The organism is Streptomyces sirii, assembly GCF_045690365.1.
Taxonomy (GTDB): Bacteria; Actinomycetota; Actinomycetes; order Streptomycetales; family Streptomycetaceae; genus Streptomyces; species Streptomyces sirii.
Map to the genome: position 1 here is coordinate 566,543 of NZ_CP147982.1, position 15,459 is coordinate 582,001.

At 70.2% G+C, this 15,459-nt stretch carries 17 protein-coding genes; 5 read left to right on the forward strand and 12 right to left on the reverse strand.

What is annotated here, in order from left to right; genetic code table 11:
* Nucleotide 1: 1 nt before the first annotated feature.
* The 4 genes from WAB15_RS02655 to WAB15_RS02670 all read right to left on the reverse strand — a co-directional run bounded on the left by WAB15_RS02655 (nt 2) and on the right by WAB15_RS02670 (nt 2,879).
* Nucleotides 2–427, reverse strand: a complete 426-nt coding sequence (locus tag WAB15_RS02655; protein ID WP_399145033.1) for a lasso peptide biosynthesis B2 protein — start codon at nt 425–427, stop codon at nt 2–4.
* Nucleotides 424–684: a lasso peptide biosynthesis PqqD family chaperone gene (locus WAB15_RS02660; RefSeq protein WP_399145032.1), complete on the reverse strand. Its 261-nt coding sequence runs from the start codon at nt 682–684 to the stop codon at nt 424–426. The genes WAB15_RS02655 and WAB15_RS02660 overlap by 4 nt, the downstream gene beginning before the upstream one ends.
* Nucleotides 681–2,528, reverse strand: coding sequence for an asparagine synthase-related protein (locus WAB15_RS02665; RefSeq protein ID WP_407289143.1), 1,848 nt, complete (start codon nt 2,526–2,528; stop codon nt 681–683). Before WAB15_RS02665 ends, WAB15_RS02660 begins: the two co-directional genes overlap by 4 nt.
* A gap of 210 nt (nt 2,529–2,738) precedes the next feature.
* Entirely contained in the window at nt 2,739–2,879 is a 141-nt protein-coding gene (locus WAB15_RS02670; RefSeq protein ID WP_399145031.1) for a lasso RiPP family leader peptide-containing protein, read from the reverse strand.
* A gap of 314 nt (nt 2,880–3,193) precedes the next feature.
* On the opposite strand from WAB15_RS02670, the gene WAB15_RS02675 reads away from it, so the two are divergent.
* From WAB15_RS02675 to WAB15_RS02685, 3 genes are all read left to right on the forward strand, one after another.
* On the forward strand, nt 3,194–4,066 hold the full coding sequence (locus WAB15_RS02675; protein ID WP_407285150.1) for an LLM class flavin-dependent oxidoreductase: 873 nt from the start codon (nt 3,194–3,196) through the stop codon (nt 4,064–4,066).
* A gap of 361 nt (nt 4,067–4,427) precedes the next feature.
* Entirely contained in the window at nt 4,428–4,844 is a 417-nt protein-coding gene (locus tag WAB15_RS02680; protein WP_407285151.1) for a DUF899 family protein, read from the forward strand.
* 356 nt (nt 4,845–5,200) lie between these two features.
* Nucleotides 5,201–5,773, forward strand: a complete 573-nt coding sequence (locus tag WAB15_RS02685) for a dihydrofolate reductase family protein (RefSeq protein WP_407285152.1) — start codon at nt 5,201–5,203, stop codon at nt 5,771–5,773.
* Nucleotides 5,774–5,842: 69 nt separating this feature from the next.
* Here the strand turns inward: WAB15_RS02685 and WAB15_RS02690 are convergent, their stop codons facing one another.
* The 4 genes from WAB15_RS02690 to WAB15_RS02705 all read right to left on the reverse strand — a co-directional run bounded on the left by WAB15_RS02690 (nt 5,843) and on the right by WAB15_RS02705 (nt 8,917).
* Nucleotides 5,843–6,253 (reverse strand): VOC family protein, encoded by a 411-nt coding sequence (locus tag WAB15_RS02690; protein WP_399145026.1) that lies wholly within the window; start codon nt 6,251–6,253, stop codon nt 5,843–5,845.
* A gap of 128 nt (nt 6,254–6,381) precedes the next feature.
* Nucleotides 6,382–7,056, reverse strand: coding sequence for an alpha/beta fold hydrolase (locus WAB15_RS02695; RefSeq protein ID WP_407285153.1), 675 nt, complete (start codon nt 7,054–7,056; stop codon nt 6,382–6,384).
* A 109-nt stretch (nt 7,057–7,165) separates the two neighbouring features.
* On the reverse strand, nt 7,166–8,380 hold the full coding sequence (locus WAB15_RS02700) for a globin domain-containing protein (protein ID WP_407285154.1): 1,215 nt from the start codon (nt 8,378–8,380) through the stop codon (nt 7,166–7,168).
* 93 nt (nt 8,381–8,473) lie between these two features.
* Nucleotides 8,474–8,917 carry an RrF2 family transcriptional regulator gene (locus WAB15_RS02705; protein ID WP_399145024.1) on the reverse strand — a complete coding sequence of 148 codons (444 nt, stop codon included), beginning with the start codon at nt 8,915–8,917 and terminating at the stop codon, nt 8,474–8,476.
* Between the two features lie 228 nt (nt 8,918–9,145).
* Here WAB15_RS02705 and WAB15_RS02710 point away from each other — a divergent pair, with 228 nt between their 5' ends.
* Together WAB15_RS02710 and WAB15_RS02715 are read left to right on the forward strand one after the other, a co-directional pair.
* Nucleotides 9,146–9,586: a DUF6153 family protein gene (locus tag WAB15_RS02710; RefSeq protein ID WP_407285155.1), complete on the forward strand. Its 441-nt coding sequence runs from the start codon at nt 9,146–9,148 to the stop codon at nt 9,584–9,586.
* An 89-nt stretch (nt 9,587–9,675) separates the two neighbouring features.
* Nucleotides 9,676–11,286: a multicopper oxidase family protein gene (locus WAB15_RS02715; protein WP_407289144.1), complete on the forward strand. Its 1,611-nt coding sequence runs from the start codon at nt 9,676–9,678 to the stop codon at nt 11,284–11,286.
* A gap of 100 nt (nt 11,287–11,386) precedes the next feature.
* Here the strand turns inward: WAB15_RS02715 and WAB15_RS02720 are convergent, their stop codons facing one another.
* The 4 genes from WAB15_RS02720 to WAB15_RS02735 form a co-directional block, all read right to left on the reverse strand.
* Nucleotides 11,387–12,031 (reverse strand): class I SAM-dependent methyltransferase, encoded by a 645-nt coding sequence (locus WAB15_RS02720; protein ID WP_407285156.1) that lies wholly within the window; start codon nt 12,029–12,031, stop codon nt 11,387–11,389.
* 169 nt (nt 12,032–12,200) lie between these two features.
* Nucleotides 12,201–13,304 (reverse strand): hypothetical protein, encoded by a 1,104-nt coding sequence (locus WAB15_RS02725; RefSeq protein WP_407285157.1) that lies wholly within the window; start codon nt 13,302–13,304, stop codon nt 12,201–12,203.
* Between the two features lie 162 nt (nt 13,305–13,466).
* Nucleotides 13,467–14,111, reverse strand: coding sequence for a choice-of-anchor C family protein (locus tag WAB15_RS02730; RefSeq protein WP_399145020.1), 645 nt, complete (start codon nt 14,109–14,111; stop codon nt 13,467–13,469).
* Nucleotides 14,112–14,428: 317 nt separating this feature from the next.
* Nucleotides 14,429–15,454, reverse strand: a complete 1,026-nt coding sequence (locus WAB15_RS02735; RefSeq protein ID WP_399145018.1) for an alpha-L-rhamnosidase C-terminal domain-containing protein — start codon at nt 15,452–15,454, stop codon at nt 14,429–14,431.
* Nucleotides 15,455–15,459 lie beyond the last annotated feature (5 nt).

A 15,459-nucleotide genomic window follows, 5' to 3' on the forward strand; every position in this document is an offset into this window, starting at 1 on the left:
GCTACGGGCGGTGGCGGTTGAGCGGGGGGATGGTGAGCAGGGTGCGGTAGGTGGTGGCGTCGTCGGGTTCGCCGACGCGGCGACCGTCGGCCTCGACCCAGGCGTGGGCGGCGAAGGGCGGGGTGCGTACTCCGGTGGACCAGGTGGGCCAGGTGCCGCCGAGGCGGCACAACAGGGCCGTGGCGAGGGAGCGTTGGAGACAGTAGTGCCCGGAGCACAGGACGCTGACGGCCGTGACGTCCTGCCGGGCCCGCAGGGCCGTGGCGTGGTCGGCGGGCCGCGCTCCATGGCGCGCGGCCCGCAGGACGGCCTGGAGACGCTTGGGCGGCAGGTGGGCCAGTAGCCGTGCGCCGGCGACAGCGGTGCGGGCGGCGGCCCGGCGACCGATCGGGGGACGGTTGTGGTCGGTGTCGAGGATCTGGCTCACGGGGCGTCGACCACCAGTCCGCAGCGGGTGAGGCGGTCGAGCAGGGCGGCGACGTCGGCCGCGGCGCGATCGCGGGGGACGGGGCGGGTGGCGGTGAGCCGGTCGGCGATCTGCTGAGGGCTCGCGCCGTCGAGGAGCGCCTGAAGGACCGTTGCCCCGGTGGCGTTGAGTTGCCAGTAGCGGCCGTCGCGTTCGTCCAGCAGGACCATGCCTTCGTCGGTGGGGCAGCAGGCGACGTCAGTGCGCAGCCGTGTCAACGGGGTACTCCCTCGTGTGGGTGGTGGCGGGGGACGAGGTGGGCGGGGTCGGGGTGGGCGGCGAGGTCGCGCAGCCACACCTCGGCGCCCAGCGTGTTCTCCAGTTCCGGGGCGCCGCCGATGTTCAGGTCGGGGCTGATCAGGGCGCGGCGCAGGAGTTCCCGGTCGGCGAGGCCGGCGGCGGCGAGATGTGAGGCGTCGGCGATGTCGGACAGGTGGCGGCGGTGGGTGCGCAGGCCGAGGTACCAGTCGGGGCCGCAGTGGTCCTTGGTGGTGCGCTGCAGGATGTGTTCGGGCACCAGGCCGATCATCGCGGCGGCCAGCAGGGGTTTGTAGGCCCAGGGGTGGCCCGCCTCATGGGGGCGGGCGGTCAGGCAGGCGGTCAGGACGGCGTCGTCGCAGAAGGGGCTGTCCGTCGGCAACCCGTGAGTGGTGGATGCCTCATGGAGGAGGGCGGCACCGCGACCGGCCTCACGCATCTGGAGCAGCCAGGCGTGCCGGCCGGCGTCGGCGTCCAGCGGCTCGGTGTGTTCGGCCGCGTGACGCAGCGCCGTGGCCACCAGGTCCACCGCTTGGTCGCTCGCCCAGGGCGGCAGGGCCGGCCGGGGCCCCCACGGGGCGGGGCCCTGGTTCGTCCCGGCGCCTTCGCGCAGGCGTGCGGCGGCGCCGGTGAGCCAAGCCGAATAGGAGCCGGTGCCCAGCAGCGTCCGCGCGGCGGCCGGCAGGCTCCAACGGCCGCGGGCCTTGAAGCCGTTCGTGACCCGCAGCGCGGTGAGAGGGCTGCGGCGCCACAGGGCGTGGAGGTAGGCGTCGGGGGGCACGATGGCGTGGTCGCCTCCGTGTCCCGACAGGCGCAGTGCGGCCCCCCGGGCGCGCAGCGCGTCGGCCGTGTGGCAGTGCCGTGCTCGGTCGCGAAGGAGCCCCGAGGGCTCCTCCAGGGGCTCGCGGCGTTCGTCGAGACCGGTGAAGCACGCGGGCAGGTCGGCGGAGGCGAAGACCAGGGGTTCGACGTGGGGCAGATGGTCGGCGGCGAATCGGGCGTAGTGGTGGTCCTGGTTGCCGGGCCTGTTCCAGTGCTGGGTCGAGGTGACCAGATGGGCGCCGGCTTCCGCGGCCAGGAAGCACAGCGAAGTGGAATCCATACCGCCGGACAGATCCGCGGCCAGCAACCGGCCCGGACGCACGCGCAGCGCCACGGCGGCTCGCAGCGCCTCACGCAACAGGCCGGCGGCCTCCGACATGGGCAGGTGCGCGGACGGTGGTCGCCACCACGCGATGGTGCTCGTCCGTCCGTCAGGAGCGACGCGGAGGGCGTGGCCGGGCTCGACGGACTCCACCCCCGTCCACATCCCGGCGTCGGCCAATGGGTGCGGCAGGCAGGGCGCGGCAAGTCGGGCGGCGACTCGGACCGGATCAAGGTCGGCGTCGGCGAGGTGGGCCAGCGTACGGGCCCGGTCCGCACACACCGTCACTCCCTCAACTGCCGCCCGGTACAGACGCCGGGCCCCGAAGGCGCTCCCGCGCACGTACATGTGGCCGTCCACGGAGGCGGCCACATGAAAACTGCCGTGCACCCCATGCAGCGCGGATTCGACGTCCGCTACCGTACGGACCCTCTTCAGACGAGCCGTCAGGTCCGCGGGCGTCGTTGACGAGGTGCCCACGACCGCAAGCATCCGCCCGCCCTGCGAAGCCAGCACCATCCGCTCCGGCGGCCAGGAACCCATCAGCCACGGCCGGCCCGACGGATGACACACCACATCGACGGCCCTCTCCCGCGACCGCGCCGCACATTTCTGCCGCGTCTCCCGATCCGGGAACGCCACGAACCAGCTCGCCACCATGTCACTCACTCAGCAGCCCCCTTAACGCCTCGCGCCGGCCCGCCCACTACCTGGCGCTCCTGCCCCGAAAGGCGAACGGGCTCTGGCCGCCCGGTCCGCCGGCCCCTGGACTCCTCCCCCTGGCGGCTCTCCCGCGAGGCCCCCCTACCGGAACGTGCGGGTGCCGGCCCGCGCCGCATGGCGGTCACGCATCGGCACCCGCACACCGGGTCACGACCAGACGTACCAGGTAGCGCCCGCCTCGGGGTACAGCCCCGTGTTGCCCTGGGTGAGTTCGGCGAAGTCGCCGACCTCGGTCAGCAGCGGGGTCTCGTACACGTCAGCGGTCTCGATGTCCTGTGTCTCGTTCATGGTGAGCACCTCCAGATCAACACGGGCGGACGATTCGGCCACGACCGGCAAAAGACCTGCTCTGCCAGGCTGAGAGTTCTCGAATTCGTCCATCCATTTCTCACTGACAGACCTGACTCCGGTCGCGCGGTCTCAGCAACTGACCCATCAACCCTGGCCGCAGGGAATGAAATGCCGGTGAAATGACGCTGCGCTGGATCACCCCGGGGGAAATAGCCCCCAGGGCACGGCGGTCAGGCTGCCGCTATGCCGTCGGCAGGTGCCTGGCTCAACGCCCCATTGCCCCTTCCCGGCCAGTTGCGCATCCTGCTGTGATGCGCTTCTCCATCAACGTTCCCAACTTCGGTGACTTCGCCGACCCCCGTAACGTCGCGACCGCGGCCGTGGCCGCCGAACAGGCCGGCTGGGACGGGCTGTTCGTCTGGGACCACGTACTGCACCGACAGCACCAGGGGCGCCCCTTCGGCGACCCCTGGATGCTGCTGACCGCTGCCGCGCTGGCGACCTCCCGGATCCGGCTGGGCACCCTGCTGACGCCGGTCCCCCGTTACCGTCCGCAGCAACTCGCCCGCCAAGTGGCCACCTTGGACCACCTCAGCGGCGGCCGGGCGATCTTCGCCGCAGGTCTCGGCGGTCCCATCGAGGACGAATACCGCAGCTTCGGCGACACCGCCGAGCCACGCCTCCTCGCCGAGCGGCTGGACGAGGGACTGGAGCTGTTGAGGCGATTCTGGTCCGGCGAGCCGGTGAACCACCACGGCCGGCACTACGAGGCCCGGGACGTGACGCTGTTGCCCGCCACCGTGCAGCGGCCCGGTCCGCCGGTGTGGATCGGCGGGTTCTGGCCGAGTCGTCCGCCCATGCGGCGGGCAGCGCGGTGGGACGGCGCGGTGCCGCTCTTCGAGACGGCCCGGCACGGTCATGTGCCGGATGCGGCAGACGTACGGGAGCTGGTCGAGTATGTGCGCAAGCACCGTACGGCCGAGGCCGAGCGGACCGGTCATCCCTTCGAGTTCGTGCTCGGCGGTGCCACTCCCCTGGAAGCGGCCAAGGCCAAGGACGTGATCGGTCCGCTGCACGACGCCGGCGCCACCTGGTGGGACGAGCGACAGATCCAGACGGGCCCCGACCTGGACCGCCTGCCCCCCGTATTGCGCCGCATCGAAGCGGGGCCGCCGGTCGTCTGAATCACGAAACGTGTCCGCCCGGTGGCGCGCCGCCGCGCAGACTCGGCAGGAGTGCAATCGCGGCATGGGCGTACAGCCTGACATCGGCCGTGTCGGAGATCCGTGCCGCAGCCGGCCTGCACGGACCACCCTGCCCCCTGATGTGCCCGTTTCCGGGCTGAAGGGCCCTGCCAGGAGGTGCCTCGATGTGGGGGCAGGAGTAGACAGGAAAGGTGACGGTCGACAAGCCGGACCGAGACAAGGCCCTGCCAGAGCTGTGCGACGTACCGGTGTCCCGGCGTGCACCCGCCCCGGTGTGCACACCGTGCCGTGTGGCGGTCGACCGCGGACGGACGCAGGGGTCCTGCTGAGCAGCGCCCCTTTGATCATCTACCGCGCCTTCTTCGAGGCCGGCGTGTTCGGCTGGCCCGACCATGCCTGCCGCGGCTGCTCGATGCTGGCCGACCAGGTCGGCCACCTTGCCCATGTGAACGCCCGCGACACCACTCTCGTCTTCGTGTCGCGTGCGCCGCAGCCGGACATCGAACGCGTGAAGGCGCGGATGGGCTGGGCGATGCCCTGGTACACGCTCACCGACGGTTTCGACACCGACTTCGGTGTGGACGAGTGGCACGGCACGAACGCGTTCATCCGCGACGGCGACCGTGTGTTCCGCACGTACTTCATCAACGCCCGCGGCGACGAGGCGATGGGGAGCCTCTGGAGCTACCTCGACATGACTGCGGCTGGTTCCTCAAGATGGGCGACAAGGACCGCGAAACATGGGCGCAGTTGCTGATGGAGCACGACCTCGTCGACGAACTGCGGCTCACTGTCTTCCGGTCGTACTCGGGGCCGGCAAGCACCGACTGCTTCCATGGCCGCCAACCCCAATGTGGACAGCATCCACTTAGGTCGCCTAGACTCCTGAATGATCACTCGGGGGCGCGGATCGACGCACCCTCCAGTTACGGACACCGCACACAAGGAGGCCGTCAACCGCCCGACGCTTTTATTGGGGGCGGGAACGACCGATGAGTTTCTCCGTGGTCGGCAGTCAAGACCACGGTCGGTGCGCTGCAGCAGCGAGTGTGACCACAGCGTGCACCGACTGAACTTTCCCGCAACCGGACACGAGACACCGAGGACCTCAAGATGCGCACCCTGATCAGCACCGCTTTCATCTCGCTCGACGGCGTCGTGGAGGCCCCGGGCGGTGAGCCCGGCTACCGGAACTCCGGGTGGACCTTCAAGGACGTCGAGTTCCTTCCCGAAGCGTTCGAGATCAAGGGCCGGGAGCAGAAGGAAGCCACGGCGATGTTGATGGGCCGGGTCAGCTACGAGGCGTTCAGCCACGTGTGGCCGGCCATGGAGGACTTCGCCGACTACAAGGTCATGCCGAAGTACGTCGTCTCCAGCAGTCTCACCGAGGACGACCTGGTGTCGAACTGGGGCGAGACCACGATCCTGCGCTCGCTCGACGAGGTCGCCGCACTGAAGGAGACCGAGGGCGGCCCGATCATCGTCCACGGCAGCGCCACCCTGAACCAGGGCCTCTCGGACGCCGGCCTGATCGACCGCTACCACCTCCTCGTCTTCCCACTCCTGCTCGGCGCGGGAAAGCGCCTCTTCAGCACCACGGACAAGGACACCCAGAAGCTGAAGCTGGTCGAGCACGAGGCCTACTCCAACGGCCTGCAGAAGAACGTCTTCGACGTCATCCACTGACGAGGCTCCCGCACCCGGGCGCGTCGGCGCGCCTGTAGAACCACCGACGCGCCGACGTCCGGACCAGGTCTACCGCTCGCTGACGTTGACCATCCACGTGATACCGAACTTGTCCGTGCACATGCCGAACACATCGCCCCACATCTGCTTCTCCAGGGGGACGGACACGGTGCCGCCGTCGGACAGCTTGTCCCAGTACCCGCGCAGTTCGTCCGCGTCGTCGCCGCTCAGGCTCATCGAGATGTTGTTTCCGGGTCTGTGTTCCATCCCGGGAGGATTGTCGGCGCCCATCAGCGTGAAGCCGCTGGGAGTCTCGAGCATGCCGTGCATGATCTTGTCCGCGTATCCCGGTGGGGTCTCGGAGCCGAAGTCGCCGTAGGTGTGGACGGCCAGATCGCCCCCCAGGACCTCCTTGTAGAACTCCATGGCTTCCTTCGCCACACCCGCGAAGCTGATGTATGGATTGAGACGAGAGGCCACAAAACACCCCTTTCATGACGGATAGTCAGTTCGGGCGCAGCCTACGTGCCACACAAGCGAAGTCGGGCGACCCGACGGGCGCCGCGCAGGGTGCTCGGTGCCCCCACTCGGGGAGCGTCCGGCACCGCTCAGGGCAGATACTCGATCAGACGGTCGGCCAGGTCGACCGGGCGCGACAGCGCAACCAGGTGACCGCCGGGGACCTCGTCGGCGTCGATCCCGAGGCGGTCGCGGGCCACTCCGCGCTGGAACTCCGGCGGGAAGAACCGGTCCTCGGCCGCGGCGAGCACGCGTGTGGCCACGTCCGGCCATCGTTCGACGGCGCAGGGCTGGCCGAACGCCACGTCGGCCTCCGGCCGCTCATGCTCCGCGCCGGCCGCGGCGATCTCGGTCGGCACGTCGTGCAGGAAGTAGGTCGCCGGGTCGAATTCCGTCGTGTACCCGCCTGCTTCGGCTGCCGCAACCCGGGCCGCCGGGGCTCCGGTGTTGCCCCACCACTGTCCGGGCGTCTCACCCGGTAGCGGGATCATCGCGTTGACCAGCACCAGCAGGCGCACCGGCACGCGGGCGCAGACCATCGGGGCGGTGAAGCCACCCATCGATTGGCCCACCAACACCACGTCATCACGGTCACCGACCGCGGCGACCACCGCGTCGGTGTACTCAGGCAGCCCCGCGGACTCGTCGGCCCCGGGCAGATCGACAGCCACCGCCTCGTGCCCCCTGGCCCGCAGCTCGGGCACCACACGATGCCAGTACCAGGCCGCTCCCCCGGCCCCGGGAATCAAGACGAAAACGCTCACCCTTCGCACCCTTCGCTTCGCTCGCAGAGCATCCGGACCGTCGGGAACGGCCGAGGATCATCGGCCCCTCTTCCCGTTCGCCCGTAGGCACGATTCCCACGGCCAGGCCCTACTGCTCCGCCAGCCAGAGGTCGGGGCCGAACACCTCGTAGTGGATCGCCTGGGGCGGGACACCGCGGCCGAGCAGGTCGCCACGCAGGGTGCGCATGAACGGCAGGGGGCCGCAGAGGAAGGCGGTGATGCCCTCGGGCAGGGGCATTCCACCGATGTCGGCTCGGCCCGCGGACACCGCCACCGGCGGCGCGGACGCGGATGCCTGCTGAGCCGCTTCCTCGTACCAGAGGTGCAGCGAGGCATGCGGCAGAGTGCCGACCAGGCGGCGCAGTTCGTCGCGGTGCGCGTGGTCGGCCGGAGAGCGGTCGGCGTGGACGACGACAACCTGCCGGGACGACCCGGTGTCGGCCAGGTGGTGGAGCATGGCGAGCATGGGGGTGGCGCCGATGCCGGCGGAGGCCAGCAGCAGCGGGCCGTCGCCGGCCGGCAGGGTCAGATCGCCGAACGGGGCGGAGACGGGGAGCACATCGCCGACGCGGGCCCGGTCGTGAAGCCAGGAGGACACCTCACCGGCCGGTCCGGGCCCTTCACGGACGTGCTTGACGGTGATCCGCCACTCCGGGGCTCCGGGGGCGGCGGACAGGCTGTACTGGCGGATCTGCCGTGCGCCGTCGGGGAGTTCGACCTGCACGCTGACGTACTGGCCGGGGCGGAAGGCGCGGGCCGGGGAGCCGTCGGCCGGGCGCAGGGTGAGCGCGAGCGTGTGCGGGGTCTCCTCGTGCCGTGCGACGACGGTCATGGGCTGCCACGTCCCGCCCTCGGGGGTGCCGTGCTGCTCGTAGAGGCGGGCTTCGACGGCTATCAGCGCGTTGGCCATCAGCCAGTAGACCTCGTCCCAGGCCGCCGCGACCTGCGGGGTGACGGCCTCCCCGAGGACGTCGGCGACCGCGGCGAGCAGATGCTCGTTGACGATCTTGTACTGGTCCGAGGTGACGCCGAGCGAGGCGTGCTTGTGCGCGATCCGGGCGAGCATCACGTCGGGGCGGGTGTCGGGGTGCTCCAGCAGCATGCCGGCGAAGGCCGCGATGGAGCCCGCCAGGGCCTGCCGCTGCGCACCGTTGGCCTGATTGCCGCGGTTGAAGAGGTCGCGCAGCAGCTCCGGATGGGCGTCGAACAGCTTCCGGTAGAAGCGTCCGGTGATCTCGTCGATGGCGGCGCCGACGACCGGCAGGGTTGCCTTGATGACGGGTGCGGACTGCTCGGAGAGCACGAGCCACCTCCTGTAAACTCGCATTTGATCTACCAATTTTTGCGTAAGACGGACCGCCCTGAGAGCGGCCCAGGGCGGGGCACGACGGATCGGTCAGCCGGAGCGCCGGCCGGTGAGACTGATCAGCACCGGGCCGGTGGGCGATGCCACCACCTCGGACACCGTCAGCGGGTCGAGCGTGGCGTAGAACGCCTCTTGGGCGTCGGCCAGCGCCCGCCGGAGCCGACAGGCCGCGCGCAGCGGGCACGGAGGGTCGCCCTCGCAGGCGACCACCTCGTCCTCACCCTCCAGCTCGCGCACCAGCCAGCCCACCGACGCCCGGTGCCCCAGACCGGTCAGCTCCAGTCCGCCGCCGCGACCCCGTCGGGCCTCGACCACACCGAGATGCTGGAGCCGGCTGATCGCCTTCGCCATGTGGGTGTACGGCACGTCCATCGCCTCGGCCACCTCGCGGGTGGTCAGCGGGGCACCCGGCTCCGCGACGGCCAAGCGCATCACGGCGCGGAGTGCCAGATCAGTGAACTTCGTCAACCGCACGCGACGACGGTAGCAAATGCGCATGTGAGATTCGCATTCAGGGGTGGATTTCCGGGCGGGGCGGTGCGGTGCCACCGGCGGCCGGCGCCGGCGCCGGCACCTCGCATCCAGCGCGGGTGGGATCCCCGCGGAAGATCGCCGTGCCACGCGCGACACCCCACCCGACGGATCCGATACCCCCCATGGGTACCGTCGGAACCGTCGATCGAGAGCGTGGGAGGTGCGCGGTTGTCCGGGCAGCAGCGGAGGTTCACCGCCTGGTGCGGTCGGCTGCTCCTCTTCAGCGCGCTGCTCTTCGGCATCGTCGCGATGCACAGTCTCGGCCACCCCGCCGAACACAGTACGCCCCAGGCGTCCGGCACCACCGTCATGGCTGCGGCCGCGCCCGCGCACCACCACGCCGCCGAGCCCGCGGCCGGCGCACCGCAAGCCGATCGGCCGGATCCCGGTGCTCATCACCCGGCTCCCCTCGGCGGAACGAACCCGATGTCCGTCTGCCTGGCCGTGCTCGGCGCGGGATTCCTCGTCCTGCTGCTCGGCGGGGCCTTCGTTCGCGGGCCGGCGGACGTGCCGGCCACTGCGCTGGCGCGACTGCCGCACGCCCTGCGGCCGATTCCGCCGCCCCGCCGCAGAACGCTCCTCGCCCAGTTGTCGGTGTTGCGCATCTAGGAGCGCACGCCTGCCGCTCCCCCACCCAGGAACGGCGGATCGTGCCGACTCCCTTACGCATCACCACCGAAGACGAGGTGCACTCCATCATGCGCACACCCACCCGCCGCGCCGTGCTCGGCACCGGAATCGCCGTCGCCGGCGGCGGACTGCTCGCCGCCTGCTCGGGTTCCGGCATGGACCACTCCGGCCACGGCGACAAGCCCCCGGCCGGGCCCGCAGGCTATGTCTCGCCCGACGACAAGGAGGTCGCCGCCGCGGAGGCGAAGCGGCGCCCCGGTCCCGTCCGGAAGGTCAAGCTCACCGCCACTCCGACCCGCCTGGACCTGGGCGGCCGGACGGTGAGTTCCTGGGCCTACGGAGATGCGCTGCCCGGCAAGGAGGTCCGGGTCACCGCGGGCGACACCCTCGCCCTCACGCTCGCCAACCACCTGCCGCAGCCCACCTCCATCCACTGGCACGGGCTGGCCCTGCGCAACGACATGGACGGCACGCCCGGTCTGAGCCAGCGGCCGATCAAGGCCGGCGCCTCCTTCGAGTACCGCTTCGCCGCCGCCCACCCCGGCACGTACTGGTTCCATCCGCACTCCGGCGTCCAGCAGGACCGCGGGCTGTACGCGCCGCTGATCGTCGAGGACCCGAAGGAGCCCCTGTCGTACGACAAGGAGTGGGTCGTCGTCCTCGACGACTGGGTCGACGGTGTGGACGGCAGCACGCCCGACACGGTCCTCGCCGAGCTGAGCAAGGGCATGGGCGGTACGGACCACGACGGTATGGACATGGGCGGCTCCGGCGGCATGGACCACGGCGGCCACGACATGTCCCAGATGTCGATGACCACCAAGGAGTCCCCCTCGCCGAAGCCCTCCGGGCCCTCCCGGATGATGATGGGCGCCACCAGCGACCTGCTCGGCGGGGACGCCGGGGACGTCGCCTACCCGTACTACCTGGTCAACGGCCGCACGGCCGACGATCCCCAGACCTTCCGCGCCAGGCCCGGCGACCGCATCCGGATCCGCTTCATCAACGCCGGCGGCGACACGGCCTTCCGCGTGGCCCTCGGCGGCCACCGGATGACCGTCACCCACACCGACGGCTTCCCCGTCGAGCACGCGGAGACCGACGCCCTGCTGCTGGGCATGGGCGAGCGCTATGACGTCCTGGTCACCGCCAAGGACGGCGCCTTCCCCCTGACGGCCCTGGCCGAGGGCAAGAAGCAGTCGGCGCGGGCGATTCTGCGGACAGGTGGCGGCGCCGCACCCGAGCCGTCCGCACGCCCCGAGGAGCTGGACGGAAAGCTGCTGCGGGCCGGGCGGTTGAAGGCCGACGACTCGGTCCGCCTGAAGTCCGGCCGACCCGACCGCACCGTCAAGCTCAGGCTCACCGGCTCCATGGCCAGGTACGACTGGGCCCTCAACGGCAAGAGGTACGACCCCACCCAGCGGTACCCGGTCCGCACCGGCGAACGCGTACGGCTGTCGTTCATCAACGGCACGCGGATGTGGCACCCCATGCATCTGCACGGCCACACCTTCGCGCTGGGTGACGGCGGCCCGCGCAAGGACACCGCGATCGTCCTGCCCGGACAGACCCTCGACGTCGACTTCGACGCCGACAACCCCGGGCTGTGGATGATCCACTGCCACAACGTCTACCACGCCGAATCCGGGATGATGACGGTTCTCGGCTACCGCGAGTAGGCATTGCACCCGGTCCCGCCGAGGCGCGCTGTGCCTCGGCGGGGCGGTGCTGACCAGCACGGCGAAGGAGCCGCTCACCTGGTTCTCCCCGCGGCGTGCCTCACCCTCCGGTCGTTCCGCGGTCAGGTTTGCGGGCGGCGAGGCGTTCGACGATGCCGAGCTTGAACCGGTCCCGTTGCTCGATCCGCAGGCCCGCGGCCTGGACGTGCCGGAGCGGCCGGCGCAGGACGTGCTCGCCGCCGAGCGGAACGGTGACGAGTTCGAGAAGCCGCTGGAGCGCCCGCAGGGGCCGGGCGGAGCTGGCGATGTGGTCGAGCAGCAGGAGCCGGCCCCCTGGCTTGAGCACACGGTTCATCTCGGCGACGGCGCGCCGGTCGTCGGGGATCGCGCACAGCGACAGGGTGCAGACCACGGTGTCGAAGGAGGCGTCGGCGAACGGCAGGTCCTGGGCGTCGCCCTCGCGCAGGTCTGCGACGCGGCCGAGGTCGTCGGCTCGGCGACGGGCGATGGCCAGCATCTTCGGGCTCCACTCGATCCCGGTCAGCCGGACACCGGGAGGGTAGAAAGGGAGGTTCAGGCCCGTGCCGATGGCCACCTCCAGCACGTCGCCGCCCGCCTGGGAGCACACCCAGCTACGGCTCTCCCCGAACAGAGCGCGGTCGAAGAACCGCATCTGCCGGTCGTAGGAGCGGGCGTGCTTGTCCCAATGGCCACGGAGCCGCTCGTTGTCGCCGGTCTCGGGCACAGCGTCGTCCTCTCTTCGCTCAGGCCGCCCCCTGTTCACCCACTGCGTGGCCGCCCCCTGCCCTTACCGTGCCCGCCCTGCCCCGAAGCCCGTGGTCGCAACGCCGAGCGGTCCGGCCGGGTAGTGCTCCCGACCGGACCGCTCGGCGGTGAACTGGACTCCTCGGGCGCTACTTCTTGGAGTCCCGCTTGACCCATGTCATCGGAGCGGACTTCCCAGGTGCCTGGATCAGCACCCGCGCGGGAATGGCCACGATCTTCTGCTTCGGCGGCCCGTCGGCGGGGGTGAGGTTGATCTTGTAGACGATGTACCCGGTGTACCAGCCGCCGTTGGCGCGCCCGTCGAGCCATCCCACACTGCTGTCAGGAACGTCGATCTCCGTGTCCTGTTCGACCATGCTGGTCCACCTGTTGGTGGTGGTCGTCGACTCGCTGTAACTGAAATTGAATTCGCCGCCCGCATCGGGTCCGGGCGCCTCCGGTTTGAATGTCGTGCTGACCTTTCCACCGGCGGACCAGCCCTTCGTCTGACTGCTGTCGCGCCCGACGGTGGCCTGCGTCTTGTACGTGAGTTTCGCCCTCCCCGTAACCTCCGCCGTGGACTGCACCGTTGGGTACTTCTGGTCCAGGATGCCGACGAACCCGCAATCGGAACCGTTCGAGTCGTCCATGCCGCAGTAGTGCTTGGCGCTCATGCCACCGCCCAACCACGGCTCCAGGTCATCGCTGCTGCTCCGGCGGATGTCAGGGCTGTCGACGACCTCCACCCCGGGCTCGAACTCGAACCCGCTCCCCAGTTGGTCCTTCACGTCTTGTATCGCCCGGTCGAGCGGATAGATCTGCTCGACGGCGTCGAGCGTGACCCCACGCGGGTCCTGTCCCAGAGCCGGATATCCCCTGATGGCTTCCTTCTGGTTCAGGGGCGCGGTCTGCTCCAGGAGGCCGACGACCTCTTCGTCGGTCGTATAGAACGTGTTGCCGCCGTCGTCGGCCGCGGTCGTCGACGGGCCGGCCGTGGCGGGCGTCTGGTCGCTCATGAGCGAGGTCGCCACAAGCGCCGTGACCACCGCCGCTGCCGCGAGGACGGCGGCCCGCCGGGCTCTCCTCCTCGGCGACGTGCGGTGCTTGCCGGTCTTGCCGGGCTCGTCGGGCCTATCGAGCTTGTCCTGCCTATCGAGCTCGTCGTGCCTATCGGGCTCGTCGTGCCTATCGAGCTCGTCGTGCCTATCGGGCTCGTCGTGCCTATCGGGCTTGCCGGCGTTCGGTGCGCTCAAGACCGTCTCCTGGGTATGGGTCGGGGTATGTCGGTCGGGATAAGTCAGCGGAGGGCAGGGTGGGGCGAGACAGTGGCCCCGGTTTGGCCGAGGCCACTGTCACCGTCCAGTGCCTGAGCAGCGCATCACCGCGTCAGGGCACCGAGGCGTACTGGGTGAGGGTCAGTCGCAGCAATCGGGCTTGCAGCGTTCGACCGTGACGTCGTCGACGACCGGTCCGGTCGGGCTGTGGAGAGTGGTGCTGGCGAACGTCAGGGTCGTGGACGGGCCGGTGGCCACGAAGGTCACCTGTCGCCGCACATAGCCCATGTTGGCCTTCGTCTTGCCGGTGACGTCGAAGGAGAAGCCCTGGACGTTCTGCCCGTCGACGAGGACCTTGCCCGTCTTCAGGACCGGGACGCGGTCGAGTTCGGGGTTGCCGGCGAGCGAATACGTCACCGTGTACCTGGACCCGGCCTTCGTGGTGAAGGTCTGGGACACGGCCCCCGCGTCGCTGCCGTTGAGGTCCAAAGACTGGTCTCCCTCGGCCGCCTGCCAGTATCCGGCGCCGATCAGGTCGACGTTTCCGCTGGTGACTCTCCAGGGTCCGAAGGACTGCCCGGCCGCGAATTCGTCGAAGGTGTTCGCCTTCACCTTGGGGGATTCGAAGCTGCCGTCGTCGAAGCGGCTGACGGCGGAGAGGGATGAGGCGGCCGGGCCGCTCGCCCGGCCGGTGGTGTGCGCCGGGGCGGCCATCGCGGTGCCCGCACCGGCAATGAGGACGGCCGCTGCGGTGGTGGCGGTGAGAGAAGTACCTATGGCCCGCATGATGTCCTTTCGATTGGTTGTCGTGGAGGAAATGGATATGGATTGTGGCTTCATGGGCAGCTTCAAGTGGACCGCCTGTTGGGGCGGTTGGGTCTCCTGAGTGACTGTTTCCGGCAGCTGCCCGCTTGGACATAACCATTCTGGAGACGCCGCGTTGGTGCCGGAAAGGCCATTGCGGGCAGCCGTTCGAGAACTCTCCGATGCCCGATGCGGCGCCCTATGGGGAAGCAATTACCCTGCAGTGGATTTTCGCTGACGGACGCTTCGCCAAGGCATCCCGCTGCGCGCCGGGATATTGCGCTGCGCTGTAGCCGGGATCAGTAGGCCGTGAAGGTATAGGAGCCCGAGCCGACCTCGTAGACGGCCGTGCCGCCGCCCGTGCGGACGAAGCGGGCGCCCGGCGGTGCGCTCACCGCGTTGCGGGAGGACGCGGGGACGAAGACGGTGGCCGTGGTGTTCCGGGGCACGGAAGCGCGCAGGACGAAGGCGCCGGCCGACCGCTCCCAGCAGCTGCGGACCTGCCCGTACGGGGCGAGGTACCGCTCGTCCGCGCGGCCGGGAACGGCGTGCGGACCGGAGCCGCAGGCGGGCCGGAGGAAGAAGTGCTGGTATCCGGGGTGCGCGGGGTCGGGATCGATGCCGCCCACGGTGCGGTGGATCCAGTCGCCGACCGCGCCCAGCCCGAAGTGGTCGAGCGAGTACAGAGCGGGGTCGTGGAGTACTCCGTGGGTGCGGGTCCGGCCCTCGCGCGCCCAGATCCTCGTCGCGCCGTTGCCGATCTGGCAGCCCCAGGAGGGGACCGTCTTCTGTTCCAGCAGTTGGTACGCGACGTCGGAGCGCCCGGTGGCAGTCAGCATCGGCAGCAGCCCCCCGGTGTCGAGGAAGCCGGTCGTCAGGTGCCCGCCGTGCGCCTTGATGCCGGCGGCCAGGTTGTCGGCGGCGGCCTTGACGAGTCCTCCGGGCACCAGGTGGAAGCCGAGCGCGAGCACATACGACGTCTGGCTGCCGTTGCCGGTCCGACCGTCGGCGGCGACGAACCTGGTGCGGAAGGCGTCGCGGATCTCCGACCACAGTGCCAGGAAGCGCAGGGCGTCGTAGCTCCTGCCCAGGGCACGAGCCATCTGGGCCATCATCGCCGTGGACTCGGCGAAGTAGGCGGTGCCGATGAGGTCGAGCGGCGTACCGTCCTCGACGCCCAGCCAGTCCCCGTACCCGCCGGCCGGGCGGATCAGGCCGCTGCTGTGTGTCTTCAGGCTGTCGATCCATGCCGCCATCTCGCCGTAGCGGTCCCGTACGACCTGTACGTCGCCGTAACGCTGCCAGCAGGTGAAGGGAACGATCATGTGGT

Bases quoted from the DNA above. Each gene is read 5' to 3' on its own strand.
- WAB15_RS02685 (WP_407285152.1), top strand. From the start codon at position 5,201: ATGCGCACCCTGATCAGCACCGCTTTCATCTCGCTCGACGGCGTCGTG.
- WAB15_RS02675 (WP_407285150.1), top strand. From the start codon at position 3,194: ATGCGCTTCTCCATCAACGTTCCCAACTTCGGTGACTTCGCCGACCCC.
- WAB15_RS02735 (WP_399145018.1), bottom strand. From the start codon at position 15,454: ATGATCGTTCCCTTCACCTGCTGGCAGCGTTACGGCGACGTACAGGTC.
- WAB15_RS02670 (WP_399145031.1), bottom strand. From the start codon at position 2,879: ATGAACGAGACACAGGACATCGAGACCGCTGACGTGTACGAGACCCCG.
- WAB15_RS02665 (WP_407289143.1), bottom strand. From the start codon at position 2,528: ATGGTGGCGAGCTGGTTCGTGGCGTTCCCGGATCGGGAGACGCGGCAG.
- WAB15_RS02715 (WP_407289144.1), top strand. From the start codon at position 9,676: ATGCGCACACCCACCCGCCGCGCCGTGCTCGGCACCGGAATCGCCGTC.
- WAB15_RS02730 (WP_399145020.1), bottom strand. From the start codon at position 14,111: ATGCGGGCCATAGGTACTTCTCTCACCGCCACCACCGCAGCGGCCGTC.